The organism is Ruegeria sp. HKCCA4812 (assembly GCF_013034245.1).
Taxonomy (GTDB): Bacteria; Pseudomonadota; Alphaproteobacteria; order Rhodobacterales; family Rhodobacteraceae; genus Ruegeria.
This window is the reverse complement of sequence record NZ_WQFQ01000005.1, coordinates 192173-206410: the sequence shown is the minus strand read 5'-3', so window position 1 is coordinate 206410 and position 14238 is coordinate 192173. Positions and strand designations below refer to the sequence as shown.

The window sequence follows — 14238 nt, the reverse complement described above, 5'->3', positions numbered from 1 at the left end:
GAATATGCGAGGCCGACACGGCCGGCCTCGCAGGGGGTCAACTGATCAGGCTGCATCCATCATGCAGTCAAAGTGAAAGAAGTTGACCATTATGATGTCACAGTCATCGACGTCGGCTGTTTCGGTGCCCGCAGGCTCGGATTCCGTTTCCGGCGTGACGTCGGCGGTCGGCATCATGTCGATATCATCGGTGTCTGCCACTTCCGTGTCGCCGTTCATATCGTCACCCCAGTTGAACTCGTCAAACTGCGCTTGCAGGTTTTCGAGGAAACTGGCGATTTCATCCAGGAAGGCCTGAACGTCAAAGCAGAACGTCTCGGCCTCACCTCCGTCAACCACGTCCACGTCCGGCGTTTCGGGTTCTGGTTCTTCGGTTTCGGTGACGTCGGTATCGGGTGCTTCGAGTTCTGGTTCCTCGGTCTCGGTGACGTCGGTGTCGGGCGTTTCGGGCTCCGGCTCTTCGGTTTCGGTGACGTCGGTATCGGGTGCTTCGGGTTCTGGTTCCTCGGTTTCGGTGACGTCGGTGTCGGGCGTTTCGGGCTCCGGCTCTTCGGTTTCGGTGACGTCGGTGTTGGGTGTTTCGGGCTCCGGTTCCTCGGTCTCGGTGACGTCGGTGTCGGGTGTTTCAGGTTCCGGCTCTTCCGGAACGGCAACTTCGTCCGGTGTGGTTGGCGGAACGAGCGGTGTGTTCGTATTGCCGTTGTCCAGCATGACTGCCGCGTCGGTTGCGGCAAAGTTCTGGGTGACCATCACCGCATCAAAACCCTGCATATCGCCGGTTTCGATGCCGATCCCGATATACTTGAAATCCGGGTTCAGAATATTGGCGCGGTGGCCCGGGCTGTTCATCAGGTTCTGGTGCAACTGAGCCACGTCATCGCTGATGCCGGGCTGTCCGCGTTCGGACTGCCATGCGATGTTTTCGCCGGTCCGCCAGTTGCCCACAAGATCGAACCCGGCGTTTTGCATCCGCTGAGTCGCACTGGAACCGCCCGAGCCGGTGTGGCTGAACGTGTCTGTATCCAGCATCCTGGTGCTGTGATCTTCGGATGAATCGTTCAGCTGCGTCTCAAGCTGAAGCGGGTTGAGCCCGCGGGATGTGCGTTCCTGGTTGATCAGCTCCAGCATCTCGCGTTCGAATGTACTTGCAGTCGCCATTTTTGCCTCCGTTTGTGTTTGTGCCCTTCCGGACGGGCTCACTTAGAGGTCGGGATATCGACGGTGGTAGGGGGTGGTTCACGTCAGGCGAGTTTTGGCAACGCGATGCTACCGATGCGGGATTCGCTGCGCTGCAAAATGCCGGGCAAAATGTTGCTGGCGAGGAAATGGCGGCTTGTCGCACAGCCGGTACCACGAGTCGGCGGATTGAAACCGATCGCCGAAACGACAAACCCCCGGGCGATGCCTCGGGGGTCGTCAAATAGTGTCATCCAAAGCTGGACGAGACCAAAGGTCTTAGAGCAAACCTTCGCGCTGTGCTTTCTTACGTGCCAGTTTACGGGCACGACGGATCGCTTCAGCCTTCTCGCGCGCTTTTTTCTCGGACGGTTTCTCGAAATGTTGCTTAAGCTTCATTTCACGGAACACGCCTTCGCGCTGCAGCTTTTTCTTCAGGGCACGAAGCGCCTGATCGACATTGTTGTCGCGAACACTAACCTGCATGTGGTTGTCACCACCTTTCTAGATAGAGTTGCAAGGAAATTGCAGGAGTTGGCCGTATAGCAAAGCCGCTCTAACTTGTCTAGTACTGGGCCCGACAACCGGAGAACCGCCATGACGACCACATATGAAGATGCAAAACAGCAGCTTTTGGATGCGATGCTGATCCATGTTCCCTTCGATGGGTGGTCGGAATCCAGTTTCCGCGCCTCCATTTCCGACTGTGGTCTGGATGACGGTCTGGCGCGCGCGATTTGTCCGCGCGGCGCGGTGGATCTGGCGCTGGCCTACCACGCGCGCGGGGATCAGGCGATGCTGGACCGCATCAGGTCCGAGGACCTGAGCGAACTGAAATTCCGCGACAGGATTGCAGCTGCGGTTCGGTTCCGGTTGCAGGCCGTCGAGGACAAAGAACTGGTGCGCCGGGGCATGACGCTGTTTTCCCTGCCAACCCATGCGGCCGACGGTGCCAAGGCGGTTTGGCAGACCTGCGATCTGATCTGGGATGCGCTGGGCGACAGCTCGGATGATGTGAACTGGTACACGAAACGGGCCACTTTGTCGGGTGTCTATTCATCGACCCTGCTGTTCTGGCTGGGCGATGACAGCCCCGATCATCAGCGCACATGGGAATTCTTGGACCGCCGGATTGACAATGTTATGGAGTTTGAAAAGCTCAAGGCGCAGGTGCGCGACAATCCGGTGTTGAAACCGTTTCTGGCGGTTCCAAACTGGCTGGCCGGACAGGTGAAAGCGCCCATGAAAATGCGGGCCGATCTTCCAGGTATCCTGACCCCCCGAAAGTAGCTCATCTTGGTGCTGGGCCTTGACCCATATGCCTGTTAGGCATTGGGCAAAGGAGGAGCCTATGACCCAGATGATGCGCGCTGTTGAGATCACCGAACCGGGTGGTCCCGATGTTTTGCAACTGACCGAGCGTCCGATTCCCGAACCGGGTGCGGGGCAGGTCGTTCTGAAAGTGGCCTATGCCGGGGTGAACCGCCCGGATGCGTTGCAGCGCGCGGGCGCTTACGATCCGCCGCCCGGTGCCAGCGACCTGCCGGGGCTTGAGGCTTCGGGCGAAGTGATCTCGGTCGGGGCCGGGGTCGAAGGACTGTCCGTCGGGGATCAGGTCTGCGCGTTGCTGCCGGGCGGCGGCTATGCCGAATATGTCGCCACTCCTGCGGCCCATTGCCTGCCGGTTCCTGCCGGCATGGGAATGAAAGAGGCGGCCTGCCTGCCCGAGACCTTTTTCACCGTGTGGTCCAACGTGTTTACGCGGGGCGGGCTGAAGGCCGGTGAACGATTTCTGGTCCATGGCGGCTCGAGCGGGATTGGCACGACGGCCATCCAGTTGGCCAATGCCTTTGGCGCCCGCGTTTTTGCCACCGCAGGGTCGGATGAAAAATGTCAGGCTTGCGTCAAGCTGGGTGCGGAAAGGGCGATCAACTACCGCGATGAGGATTTTGTGGCCGTCACACGGGCCGAAGGCGGGGCAAACCTGATCCTCGACATGGTCGGAGGCGACTATATCCCGCGCAACGTCAAAGCTTTGGCCGAGGATGGGCGGCTGGTCCAGATCGCCTTCCTGCAAGGCCCGGTGGTCGAGCTGAACTTTGCCCTCATGATGGTCAAACGCCTGACCCTGACCGGCAGCACCCTGCGCCCGCAAAGCGATCTGGCCAAGGCCCGGATTGCGCAGGACCTGCGCGAAGCTGTCTGGCCTCTGCTTGAGGCAGGCAAGGTTGCGCCTGTCATGGACAGCGAATTTGATCTGGCCGAGGCTGCGGCCGCCCATGCACGCATGGAAAGCTCGGGCCATATTGGCAAGATCGTCCTGAACGTGGCGGGCTGAACTCTGCGCGCGCGGGGCAGACCCGCGCGTTCACGCAACCGCGCGGCGGTACAGGTGCCATGTGGCATGGCCCAGAACCGGCATCACTATGATCAGGCCCAATAGCATCGGCAGGGCACCCAGAAACAGAAGGGCCGCCACGATGAACCCCCAGGTCAAGATGACGCCGGGGTTGTGACGCAACACGCGAAACGACGTCACGACCGCCACCGGCAATCCGACTTGCCGGTCCAGAAGCAACGGAAAGCTGACGACGCTGATCGCCAGAGCGCAAAGAGCGAACACGAACCCAACGGCGAGTCCGACAACTATCATGGTCCAGCCTGCAACCGTAGTGACGGCCTGCTTGGCAAAAGTGCCAAGTGACGCGGGGGCTTCTGGCCCCATTGTATGCGTGTAAATGCTCTGCGCCACCATCAGCCAGATCAGCAGAAGCATCACCAGATAGAAGCCCAAAACCAGAATTGCGCCGAAAGCCGGAGAGCGGAATACACCGAACGCATCCAACCAATGCACCGTGCTGCCTTGTTCTCGTTTGCGGCTGATCTCATACAGCCCCACAGCTGCGACTGGACCGATCAAGGCAAAACCGGCGATCAGAGGCGCCAGAAGGGGCACCATGTTGACGTTCAGGGCAAAGCCGAACATCAAAAGCCCCGCAATCGGGTATATCAGCACAATGAATATGGCATCCGCCCGTGTTTCGACAAAGTCGTGATACCCCGCCTTCAGACAGGCGCGCAGATCTTGCATCGTCAATGTCTGCACCATCGGCAAATGCTTGGTATCTGCGCTTCCGAGTTTTGAAACGCTATCCGAGACATGATCACTGGCCGCCCCCAGATTCTGGGCCGCCCAACTGATCGGATTTCCGATTGTTTTAGCCATTTTCATCCCCTTTCCTGGCGAGATTTGCGCCGCGGAATGGATCCGGCATTAAGTTGTCCGTGGCCGGACCAGCCGACAACGCCTGATCGCAGTATAGCACAGTTTGGCGGAATCCTGATCAACACTCTGATTTCTGACGATTGCCCCGCATCGCAGTCATGTTAGCTTGATGTCAGGCAAGAGGAGGTCAGGATGCAGACAATAGCGAAAACGGTGGTATTGCACGAATTCGGCGGGCCCGAGGTTCTGCGGATCGAAGACAGGCCATTGGGCGACCCCGGACCGGGTGAAATACGTATCCGTCATCATGCCTGCGGTCTAAACTTTATCGATGTTTATCAACGCACTGGATTGTACCCCCTGGAGCTCCCCCATGCTTTGGGGATGGAAGCGGCGGGTGTCGTCGAGGCCGTCGGAGAAGGGGTAACGCACCTGAAACCCGGTCAACGGGCCGCGTATGCCGCAGCCCCACCCGGCGCGTATTGCGAGGCCCGCGTGATGCCTGCGGCACAGGTGTGCCCTTTGCCGGATGGCATCTCTTTCGAAGCTGCTGCGGCAATGATGTTGAAGGGTTTGACGGTTGAATACCTGTTTCACCGAACCACTCCGCTGAAACGCGGGGATACGGTGCTGTTCCACGCAGCGGCGGGTGGGGTCGGACTGATCGCCTGCCAATGGGCGAAGTCAGAAGGGATCACTCTGATTGGCACGGCGGGAACCGACGAGAAATGCAGCCTCGCCCGGTTCAACGGGGCCGCGCATTGCATCAACTACCGCTCTGAGAATTTCGCCGAACGGGTGGCCGAGATCACCAAAGGCAAGGGTGTGGATGTGGTCATGGATTCCGTGGGGGCGGACACGTTCGAAGGATCGTTGAACTGCCTGAAACCCTTGGGAATGATGATTTCCTTCGGCAACGCCTCAGGGCCGGTGCCGCCATTCGATATCGCTGTTCTGGGCCAGAAAGGATCGCTCAAGATTACCCGCCCCACTTTGTTCACCCATATTGCGGACCACTCCGTCTGTCAGGCAATGGCGCGCCGCTTGTTCGGCAAGGTCGAGGGCAGAGAGGTCAAGATCCACATCGATCAGCGCTTTGCGCTGGATCAGGTGGCCGACGCACATCGCGCGTTGGAAGCGCGGCAGACGACCGGCAGTACGATTCTGGACCTTTGACGCGAAACCCGGCCTGTCAGGCCGGGTCAAACTTGATCCTGAGTGCCGTTCAGAAGCGGTAAGAGACACGAACCTGCAATGTGGTTGCGTCGACATCCACATTGCTTCCGTTGAAGTTATTGAATTCGTGGTACAGCAGCTCTCCGCCAATGCTGACATTTGGGGCCACGATCTGTTCATAGCCTGCGCCGATGAACCACCCGTCATCACTGCCCAGGGTGTCGGTGTCCGCTTCGGCGTAGCCTGCCGTGCCATACAGCAAACCTTGCGGGTTTACCTTGTAGCCGGCGCGCGCTTTCAACCGCCAGACATCTTCAACAGTTGCCGCGCCGGACAGGCCCACGTCAGTCCAGTCATAGTCAAATCCGCCGCCAACGACCCAGTCGCCCAGATCATAGTCGTAGCCCAGGATGATACCACCGATCACGCCATCGCCATCGACACCGGACAGGCTGGTGTCTACATCGGCATAACCCAGTTGCAGACCGCCATAAAACCCGGTCCAGTTGCCCGAGGATTGTGCCATTGCCGATCCCGCGACCACGGTTGCGACAGTAGTGATGAGAGCCAATTTCAAAGTCATCTCATTTCCTTTCGATTGTCACTCTGCTCCAGTGAAATTCGGTTCACTTATGCAGACAGTTACGATCCGCGGACGTCATCGGATCAGTGATACCTACGAACCCCTGCCCGAATTTTGCCTCTGAAACGTGACAAGACACGCCGGGGGCCTTTGAAATCGGGCACTTCTGATACTGATGAGATAGGTAGAGATGAGAGGTCTTCAAACGATATGCGGCAGCGGAACATTCCGCCGCCGACACATCTGAAGATTTAGGCGGATTATTGCTTTTGCAATTCAGCAGGGGTCTTGTCCGCGATGTTTTCCCAGTTTGCACTTGCGCTTTCGATAAAGCCCGGGATGTCGCCTTCCCAGCGTTCCTGGATGTCTTCCGACAAGTTCAGGTACAGTTTGTTGTCGACGATTTTCCAGTGGTTCGGGTCACCGTCGAACTTGAAGCCCATGGCTGTACCAAAGGCGCAATAGCCGCCATAGGCAGGCAGGTAAGCTTCCGGGTTGGCTTCAAAGGCGGCTTTGTTTTCCTCGGACGAGAAACGGTACAGCGCATCGTCGTGCAGCGCGGTGATGCGATAGTCGCCCTTGGTCGCTTCACCGACGGTGAAATAGGCAACCGGGTCATAACCCTGCATGGCCAGACCGGTCGAGCTTGCGTTGATGTCCACTCCAGCGGCCAGTGCGGATGTTGCCAGTGCAACGGACAGAGCGACGCCACCGATCAGAGATTTAAACTTGTTCATTGTTCCACCTTTCGTGAAAGGAGCCTCGTCTGTGTGCGGATCGAAGGCCCCGGATTGTTGTCCTGTGTGGCCCGTAATTGACCGTCACGACAGCGATCTGGGAAGCAGGCGGATCACGTTCAAAACAATGAATCGTGATTGTGCGTCAGAGAGGAACGTCTGTTCAAAAATGCAGGCCTGACATTACGCGTCCGGTTCAAAATCCAGAACAAACGCGATGACTTTGCTGGCCGCCATTTCACAAGGCCTCAGCAGCGCGCCGCTGATGCGTGTCTGATACAGATTCATGCTGATATAGTCGGTGCCGCCCAGTTCGCGTGCAACCAGCTTGTGGGATTTCCCCTTTGCCATCTGTTGGCGCACGACGACATAGCGCCGATTCCCCGATGTACCGGCAAACCTGCCCTCGGGCAGTGCGAAAAACGCGGAAACGAAAGCGTCCGGCGGTGTCACGATTTTCCGATTTTCGGTTCAGTCCCGGCCTTGATCCGTGCGACGTTGGTGCTGTGACGCCAATAGATCAGAAGGGTCAGGATAATCCCAAGGATAAAGGATTGTCCGTTTGTCAGAACCAGCACCCAGGTCGTTGAAAGCGCGGCCGCGGCCAGTGCGCCGACCGAGGATATCCGCCAGATCGCCGCCGCCACCAGCCAGCTGAGACAGCACGCAACTCCGACGCGCCAGTCCAGCGCCAGCCAGAGGCCCAGAAAGGTGGCCACGCCTTTTCCGCCCTTGAAACCCAGCCAGATGGGAAAGCAATGACCCAGAAAGGCAAAAAGGGCTGCGATCTGCGCGGCGTCTTCTCCGGCATAAGCACGGGCAATCAGAACCGCCGCCGCGCCCTTGGCCGCGTCGAACAGCAAGGTCAGCGCCGCGGCGGCTTTGTTGCCGGTGCGCAGGACATTGGTTGCGCCGATATTTCCGGATCCGATTTCGCGCAGATTTCCCAGCCCCATGACCTTTGCAAGCAGCAGGCCGAAGGGAATGGAGCCCAAGAGATATCCAACCACCGCCCACTGGAGCAGTTCGCTGGTCGAGTTGTCGATCGGGGGCATTAGGAACTCCGGAACACTTCTTTACCTGCAACATAGGTCGAAATGACCTTACCTTGCATCCGCTGGCCGTCAAATGGCGTGTTCTGAGATTTGGATTTTAAGGCAAAGCGATCAAGCACAAAAGGCACATCCGGGTCGAACAGAAGCAGATCCGCCGGGGCGCCTTCCGACAATCGGCCGCTTTCCAGACCAAGCCGTTTGGCCGGGTTCAATGCCATCACCCGGAACAGGGTCGGCAGGTCCAACTGGTCGGCATGATACAGGCGCAATGCCGCCGGCAAGAGCGTTTCCAGCGCCACCGCGCCCGAGGCGGCCTCTTCAAACGGCAGGCGTTTGCTTTCTTCGTCCTGCGGCGTGTGCATCGAACTGATCGTGTCGATCAGGCCGGTGCGCACCGCCTCGATCACCGCCTGCCGGTCATCCTCGGACCGCAGCGGAGGCTTGACCTTGAAGAAGGTACGATAGTCGGCCACGTCCAGTTCGTTCAGCGTCAGGTGATGGATCGAGGTGCCGGCAGTGATGTCCAGCCCGTTGCGCTTGGCCCGTTCCAGCGCGGGCAGGGCGCGGGCGGTGGTGATTTGGTCGGCGTGATAGGCCGCGCCCGTCATTTCCAACAGCGCGATGTCACGGTCCAGCCCCATGCGCTCGGCCATGGGCGAGACCGCAGGCAATCCGCGCAGGGCGGCGAATTTGCCGCTGGTGGCCGCGGCGCCATGGCTCAGGCCCGGATCTTGCGGGTGGGCAATCACCAGCGCACCGCAGGATTTTGCATAGGTCAGTGCGCGGGAAAACACCTTGGTATTGGTGATGACGTGATCGCAATCGGTAAAGGCCACGGCGCCTGCGTCCTGCAAGAATCCGATTTCCGTCATCTCACGCCCTTCGCGCCCCTTGGTCAGCGCGGCCATCGGCAGCACGTTGACCGGCGCATCCGCCTGTGCGCGCCGGGTCGCGAATTCCAGCGTTTCCGGCGTATCGACCGCGGGCAGTGTATCCGGGCGGGTGACAATGGTGGTGACACCACCGGCTGCGGCAGCGAGGCCTGCGGATTTGTAGCTTTCCTTGTGCCGTTCGCCCGGCTCACACACCTTGACGCCGATATCGACGATGCCGGGGGCGAGGCACTTGCCGCCGCAGTCGATGACCCTGGCGTCAGCAACGGGCGCGTCGCCGTTGCCCTTGCCGTGAATGAGGCCGTCGGCAATGTGCAGCCAGCCGGGACTGTCCGTGCCGGTTTCTGGGTCGATCAGGCGGGCATTGGTGAAGATCAGGGCGGTCATGTATGGGTCTCTCGGGCTTGGGTCAGCGCGGCCAACGCGGCATCCGGGTCGGGCAGATGGTCGAATCTGAAAAAGGGGTGGCGGTTAAAAACCACCGCTGAGGGCACAGTGCGGAAATTCAGGAACCGGTTGATTTCAAGTTTCTTGGTTTTTAGTTCTTTGTTGACTTGCCACGCGTTCTGCGGCGTCACAACATAAACGCGTTGCGAGCGAACAAAGCGGTCCGCCCACATCACGAATGCCAGCACGCCCGTGCAACTGATCAGCTTCCAGAAATCCCGCACCGAGTCGACAATCCACGGGCTGGCGAACCACACCAGAACGACAGAGCCGATCAGAATCCTGTAGGACCAACCCAGATGAGGCGGAAAGAAGCCGTTATGCGGCCGCCCGAACCATAGAACCTGCTCGCCCTCTGGTATCTTCTCGCGCCACCATTCGTCGCTCATCCCATCGCCCTTTCAATCGCGGCTTTGGTGGCGGCCGGGTCTGACTGGTATTTGATCAGATGCTTGTCGCCGGTTTTGGTGACAACCTGGACGAAGCTGCCCATGATATTCACGGCGGTGATCTGGTTCAGCGGCACGCTGCGTCCGCCGGGACCGGTCAGCGCGGTGTCTGACAATTGCCAATTCGAGACCAGTTCTTCCGAGGCCAGATACCACGCGCGTACGCCGATGGCGGCCAGGCCAGCTGGGGCTCCGGTCCAGACGTAAGGATTGCCGATCAGCCACAGCACGGCCATTGCACCGGCCATGGCCACAGCAGCCAGCCATGCATTTGTGCGGATATAGGCCCCTTTGTCCGGGGCGAAGATCACAGGATCAGCCATAAGATGCCTCCGATGACCACAAGCGCGACCAGTGCCAGAATGGCAGATCCGACGCGGCGGGGGGTGTCACCCGCTGTGACGGTTTGCGGGGCGGAAAAGGGCTTGGCGCTTTCGGTTTCAATGGTCCCCCCGGTCCAGTTCGTGGCCTCTTCCGTGAACAGGCCGATCAGGCGCAGGCGCGGATCAGGGTTCAGCGTCGCCGGGTGTCCGTTGAAAGCCGCGCTGCGAAGGACCATGACCCAACCGTCGATAGTGGCCAGAGCATCCCGGTCCAACTGGTCAGCGGGCACGCCGCAGCCCTCGGTCAGATAGCCGTACAGGCCGAGGTCCTCGAGGTCGGATACCGGGAAAATATCGATATGGCTGGAATCCAGCCCGTCGACCCCAAGCACCTGATCGGCGGCACCCGGTTCGCGCAGGAACTTCGCCTCTTCCGGGCGCATGTCCAGCGTGAACAGGCGCAAAACGCCGCGTTCGTGGGGGGCGACGGTCAGATCGCTCATGCGGCCTCGCGCAGGTTGCGGGCCAGCAAATCCATCGCGGCCATGCGGACGGCGACACCCATTTCCACCTGTTCCTGAATGACGGATCGGTTGATGTCGTCCGCCAATGTGCCGTCGATCTCGACCCCGCGGTTCATCGGGCCGGGATGCATCACGATCGCGTCCGGCTTGGCCTGCGCCAGCTTTGCGGCGTCCAGCCCGTAGCGGTGGTAATATTCGCGTTCTGAGGGTATGAACCCGCCATCCATCCGCTCTTTCTGAAGGCGCAGCATCATGACGACGTCAACGTCCTTGAGGCCCTCGTTCATGTCGTCATAGATTTCGGCCCCGAACTCGGCGAACTGGCTGGGCACCAGCGTCGGCGGGCCAATCAGGCGGATGCGGTTTTCCATCTTGCCCAGCAGGATCAGGTTCGATCGCGCGACGCGGGAATGGGCGACATCGCCGCAAATGGCAATGTTCAGCCGGTGCAGGCGGCCCTTGGCGCGACGGATGGTCAGGGCGTCCAGCAGGGCTTGCGTGGGGTGTTCATGTTTGCCGTCACCGGCGTTCAGAACGGCGCAATTGACCTTTTGCGCCAGCAGATCGACTGCGCCGGAATGCGGGTGCCGCACCACCAGAAGATCCGGGTGCATCGCGTTCAGCGTCATCGCGGTGTCGATCAGGGTTTCACCTTTCTTGATCGAACTGGCCTGCATCGCCATGTTCATCACATCCGCACCCAGACGCTTGCCCGCCAGTTCGAAACTGGCCTGCGTGCGGGTCGAGTTTTCGAAGAACATGTTGATCTGGGTCAGCCCTGACAGAACGTCCGAATGCTTGGTTGACTGGCGGTTCATGTCGACATAGGTCTCGGCCAGATCCAGAATGTCGGTGATATCGGATTGCGACAGATGCTCGATGCCAAGAAGGTGACGATGGGCGAAACGCATGGGCGGGCTCCTGTCTGACAATCGCGCCGCTTATAGGAAGCCGGGCGGCGCAAGGCAACCTAAGGTTCCGTACCCTCAGGCAGTTTTTCGCAGCCGCCTTCGGGCAGGCATTGCTCGCCCGGCTTGCACCACTTGCCATAACCACAGTCGATGGCCTTGATCGGTACGCAGCCTTGATGCGCCGAGCATTTGAAACCGGGGCGGCATTGTGATCCGGTTTCCTCGCACAGGAACCACCCCGGACGCGAGCAGCCCCCGCCGGGCAGGCAGGCCGAACCGCGCGCGCAGGTTCTGCCATCAGCGCATGTGGTCGGTGGCGTCGTATCCAGTTCGGGTGCGCTTCGTTCACACTCGCCACGGCCATTGCAAAAACTGTCGCCCGGACAATCCAGCCGCGATGCGCATTTGTTCAGGCCTGCGGGCGCACATCTGAGTCCACCAGCGACGCAGCGTTCGAACGGACCGCAACTGCGCCCGCCGCCGCAATAGGTGCCGCCCAGTGGAATGCAATGGCCATCAAAACTGCATCTTTGCCCGCCTGAACAACATGTGCTGCCGCATTTGAACTGACCCGCACGGCATTGCCCGTGTTTGTCATGAAATGTGGCCCATGCCGGATCATCGGTGACAACCAGCACTAATCCAATGATGAGGAATCGCAGAAATCTGAGCATCGCATGCCGATGGTCGGCGCGACAGAGCGACCGATCAAGCCCTATTCGCTTTCCCTCAGCCCTCAGGCGGGTAAGTTATCCCTATGGAATCGGGCTTGGACTATTACTCTGCGCGGGCGCTGCTGGAATGGCAGGTCGAACTGGGCGTGACCGAGGCAATCGGTGATGCGCCGGTTGACCGGTACGCGTTGCCCGACACCTCGGCCAAACCCAGGAAACCGGAAACGCCCGCTGCCGCCCCGGCAAAGCCCAGGGATGTGGACCCGGTAGCAATCGCAGGATCCGCAGCACGGGGCGCAGGATCGCTGGATCAGCTGCGCGCAGCGATGGACGCGTTCGAACATTGCGAGCTCAAGCGCGGTGCGCGGCAGTTGGTCTTTGCCGACGGGACCCCCGGCGCGCGCGTGATGATCATTGGCGAGGCGCCGGGTCGCGATGAGGACCGCGAGGGCAAGCCTTTTGTCGGCCGAGCGGGTCAGTTGCTGGACCGGATGCTGGCGGCAATTGAACTGGATCGTCGCGAGAACGTCTATATCACCAATGTGCTGCCATGGCGGCCCCCGCAGAACCGCGACCCCAAACCCGAAGAGATCGGGATGATGAAGCCGTTTCTGGAACGCCACGTGGCCCTGGCTAGACCCGAGGTTCTGGTTGTGATGGGCAATATCAGCTGTCAGGCGGTGCTGGGCAAACGCGGCATCACCCGCCTGCGCGGCAAATGGGATCAGGCAATGGATCTGCCGGTGATCCCGATGTTCCACCCGGCTTACCTGCTGCGGCAACCGCAGATGAAACGGCAGGCCTGGGCGGATCTGCTGGAACTGAAAGCGCGGCTGCGAGGTGCAACATGAAGGTTCTGGCATTCTCTGATCTGCACATGGCGCGCAACCGGGCAGCCGATCTTGTTGCCGCCAGCACCGAGGCTGATCTTGTCATCGGTGCCGGTGATTATTGCAATTCGCGTCAGGGGCTGGACGAGGCGATGCAGATGCTGTCCGGCATTTCGGCCCCGCTGGTCCTGATCCCGGGAAACGCGGAAAGTGTAGAAGAGCTGGGCAATGCGGCCCCGGACGGTGTTCATGTCCTGCACGGATCTGGCATGACCATAGACGGCTTGCGCTTGTTTGGTCTTGGCTATGGCGTACCACCGACCCCGTTCGGAGACTGGTCCTGTGACCTGACGGAAGGTGAGGCGACCGAGATGCTCGACCGGTGTGAAACGGCTGATGTCCTGATCGTTCATTCTCCGCCCAAAGGGTATGGGGATCAGACATCGCAAGGCCTTTCGGTCGGATCGATTGCCATACGGGATGCGGTGGAACGCCTTCAGCCGGGATTTGCGTTCTTCGGTCATGTGCATGAAAGCTGGGGCTATCGCGGGTCCTTGGGGCGAACGCATTTGGCCAATCTGGGCCCGATGCCAAGTTGGTTTGAGGTGGATGCGTGATCGAATTCCAGACTTTGCTGGTCTTTGTTCCAGTGGCACTGGCACTGAACCTGACGCCCGGTGCTGATATGATGTTCTGCTTTGGCCAAGGGCTGCGATCCGGGGCGTGGCCTTCGGTATCGGCAAGCGCCGGCGTGTCCGTGGGTTCGATGATTCACGTGCTGCTGGCAGGGCTTGGGCTGGGCGCTGCGGTGTCGGCGCTGCCCTGGCTTTTCGAAGTGATCCGCTGGATGGGTGCCGCTTACCTGATGTATCTGGCTTGGGGTGCGGTCCGGCATGGCGCTTCGACTGGGGATAGGCCTGTGCGGTCGACGCGCATGGCCTTTCGGGATGGGATGTTGGTCAACCTGACCAATCCCAAGGTCATTCTGTTCGTGCTGGCGTTCATACCGCAATTCGTCGACCCGACCGCGGGATCGGTTCTGGTACAGTTCCTGATCTTTGGGCTGATCATCGCGTTTGGCGGGTTCTTGGTGAACGGGCTGGTCGGAATTTTTGCCGGCGGGGCAGGCAAGGTGCTGATCGGCAACCCGCGCGCCTCGCGTATTATTGGTTGGGTCACAGGGGGTATTTTTTCCGCCCTCGCGATCCGGCTTGTCATGATGGAAAGGGCCTGA

General features: G+C 59.9%; 20 protein-coding genes. 6 read left to right on the top strand and 14 right to left on the bottom strand.

The window, feature by feature from the left end:
• Positions 1-45: 45 nt before the first annotated feature.
• The 3 genes from GOW04_RS15605 to rpsU all read right to left on the bottom strand — a co-directional run bounded on the left by GOW04_RS15605 (position 46) and on the right by rpsU (position 1662).
• On the bottom strand, positions 46-1158 hold the full coding sequence (locus GOW04_RS15605; protein ID WP_171233164.1) for a CAP domain-containing protein: 1113 nt from the start codon (positions 1156-1158) through the stop codon (positions 46-48).
• An 83-nt stretch (positions 1159-1241) separates the two neighbouring features.
• Positions 1242-1430: a hypothetical protein gene (locus GOW04_RS15600; protein WP_171229838.1), complete on the bottom strand. Its 189-nt coding sequence runs from the start codon at positions 1428-1430 to the stop codon at positions 1242-1244.
• 25 nt (positions 1431-1455) lie between these two features.
• Complete coding sequence (gene rpsU, locus GOW04_RS15595) at positions 1456-1662, bottom strand: 30S ribosomal protein S21 (protein ID WP_005614280.1); 207 nt, start codon at positions 1660-1662, stop codon at positions 1456-1458.
• A gap of 111 nt (positions 1663-1773) precedes the next feature.
• Between rpsU and GOW04_RS15590 the strand changes: the two genes are divergently transcribed.
• Positions 1774-2466 (top strand): COQ9 family protein, encoded by a 693-nt coding sequence (locus GOW04_RS15590; RefSeq protein ID WP_171233163.1) that lies wholly within the window; start codon positions 1774-1776, stop codon positions 2464-2466.
• Between the two features lie 61 nt (positions 2467-2527).
• Positions 2528-3514, top strand: coding sequence for an NAD(P)H-quinone oxidoreductase (locus GOW04_RS15585; RefSeq protein WP_171233162.1), 987 nt, complete (start codon positions 2528-2530; stop codon positions 3512-3514).
• 30 nt (positions 3515-3544) lie between these two features.
• Here the strand turns inward: GOW04_RS15585 and GOW04_RS15580 are convergent, their stop codons facing one another.
• Positions 3545-4402 (bottom strand): DUF2189 domain-containing protein, encoded by an 858-nt coding sequence (locus tag GOW04_RS15580; protein ID WP_171233161.1) that lies wholly within the window; start codon positions 4400-4402, stop codon positions 3545-3547.
• Between the two features lie 192 nt (positions 4403-4594).
• Between GOW04_RS15580 and GOW04_RS15575 the strand changes: the two genes are divergently transcribed.
• Positions 4595-5578: a quinone oxidoreductase gene (locus tag GOW04_RS15575; protein ID WP_171233160.1), complete on the top strand. Its 984-nt coding sequence runs from the start codon at positions 4595-4597 to the stop codon at positions 5576-5578.
• A gap of 49 nt (positions 5579-5627) precedes the next feature.
• Here the strand turns inward: GOW04_RS15575 and GOW04_RS15570 are convergent, their stop codons facing one another.
• From GOW04_RS15570 to GOW04_RS15525, 10 genes are all read right to left on the bottom strand, one after another.
• Positions 5628-6161 carry an outer membrane protein gene (locus tag GOW04_RS15570; protein ID WP_171233159.1) on the bottom strand — a complete coding sequence of 178 codons (534 nt, stop codon included), beginning with the start codon at positions 6159-6161 and terminating at the stop codon, positions 5628-5630.
• Positions 6162-6421: 260 nt separating this feature from the next.
• Positions 6422-6898 (bottom strand): YHS domain-containing (seleno)protein, encoded by a 477-nt coding sequence (locus GOW04_RS15565; protein ID WP_171119757.1) that lies wholly within the window; start codon positions 6896-6898, stop codon positions 6422-6424.
• Positions 6899-7081: 183 nt separating this feature from the next.
• On the bottom strand, positions 7082-7351 hold the full coding sequence (locus GOW04_RS15560; protein ID WP_171233158.1) for a hypothetical protein: 270 nt from the start codon (positions 7349-7351) through the stop codon (positions 7082-7084).
• Positions 7348-7953, bottom strand: coding sequence for a glycerol-3-phosphate 1-O-acyltransferase PlsY (gene plsY / locus GOW04_RS15555; protein WP_171206089.1), 606 nt, complete (start codon positions 7951-7953; stop codon positions 7348-7350). The genes GOW04_RS15560 and plsY overlap by 4 nt, the downstream gene beginning before the upstream one ends.
• Positions 7953-9233, bottom strand: a complete 1281-nt coding sequence (gene pyrC, locus GOW04_RS15550; protein ID WP_171233157.1) for a dihydroorotase — start codon at positions 9231-9233, stop codon at positions 7953-7955. The genes plsY and pyrC overlap by 1 nt, the downstream gene beginning before the upstream one ends.
• Positions 9230-9682 carry a hypothetical protein gene (locus GOW04_RS15545; protein WP_171233156.1) on the bottom strand — a complete coding sequence of 151 codons (453 nt, stop codon included), beginning with the start codon at positions 9680-9682 and terminating at the stop codon, positions 9230-9232. The genes pyrC and GOW04_RS15545 overlap by 4 nt, the downstream gene beginning before the upstream one ends.
• A complete protein-coding gene (locus tag GOW04_RS15540) occupies positions 9679-10065 on the bottom strand; it encodes a hypothetical protein (RefSeq protein WP_171233155.1) in 387 nt (128 codons plus the stop codon). The genes GOW04_RS15545 and GOW04_RS15540 overlap by 4 nt, the downstream gene beginning before the upstream one ends.
• Entirely contained in the window at positions 10050-10568 is a 519-nt protein-coding gene (locus GOW04_RS15535) for a hypothetical protein (RefSeq protein ID WP_171233154.1), read from the bottom strand. Before GOW04_RS15535 ends, GOW04_RS15540 begins: the two co-directional genes overlap by 16 nt.
• A complete protein-coding gene (locus tag GOW04_RS15530; RefSeq protein ID WP_171233153.1) occupies positions 10565-11500 on the bottom strand; it encodes an aspartate carbamoyltransferase catalytic subunit in 936 nt (311 codons plus the stop codon). Before GOW04_RS15530 ends, GOW04_RS15535 begins: the two co-directional genes overlap by 4 nt.
• Before the next feature lie 59 nt (positions 11501-11559).
• Positions 11560-12174: a scavenger receptor class F, member 2 gene (locus GOW04_RS15525; RefSeq protein ID WP_152456772.1), complete on the bottom strand. Its 615-nt coding sequence runs from the start codon at positions 12172-12174 to the stop codon at positions 11560-11562.
• Positions 12175-12257: 83 nt separating this feature from the next.
• Here GOW04_RS15525 and GOW04_RS15520 point away from each other — a divergent pair, with 83 nt between their 5' ends.
• Genes GOW04_RS15520 through GOW04_RS15510 form a run of 3 tightly spaced genes read left to right on the top strand, consistent with a single transcriptional unit; the run spans position 12258 to position 14238 of the window.
• Positions 12258-13025, top strand: coding sequence for a uracil-DNA glycosylase family protein (locus tag GOW04_RS15520; RefSeq protein ID WP_171233152.1), 768 nt, complete (start codon positions 12258-12260; stop codon positions 13023-13025).
• A complete protein-coding gene (locus GOW04_RS15515) occupies positions 13022-13621 on the top strand; it encodes a metallophosphoesterase (RefSeq protein ID WP_171233151.1) in 600 nt (199 codons plus the stop codon). The genes GOW04_RS15520 and GOW04_RS15515 overlap by 4 nt, the downstream gene beginning before the upstream one ends.
• Positions 13618-14238 (top strand): LysE family translocator, encoded by a 621-nt coding sequence (locus GOW04_RS15510; RefSeq protein WP_171233150.1) that lies wholly within the window; start codon positions 13618-13620, stop codon positions 14236-14238. Before GOW04_RS15515 ends, GOW04_RS15510 begins: the two co-directional genes overlap by 4 nt.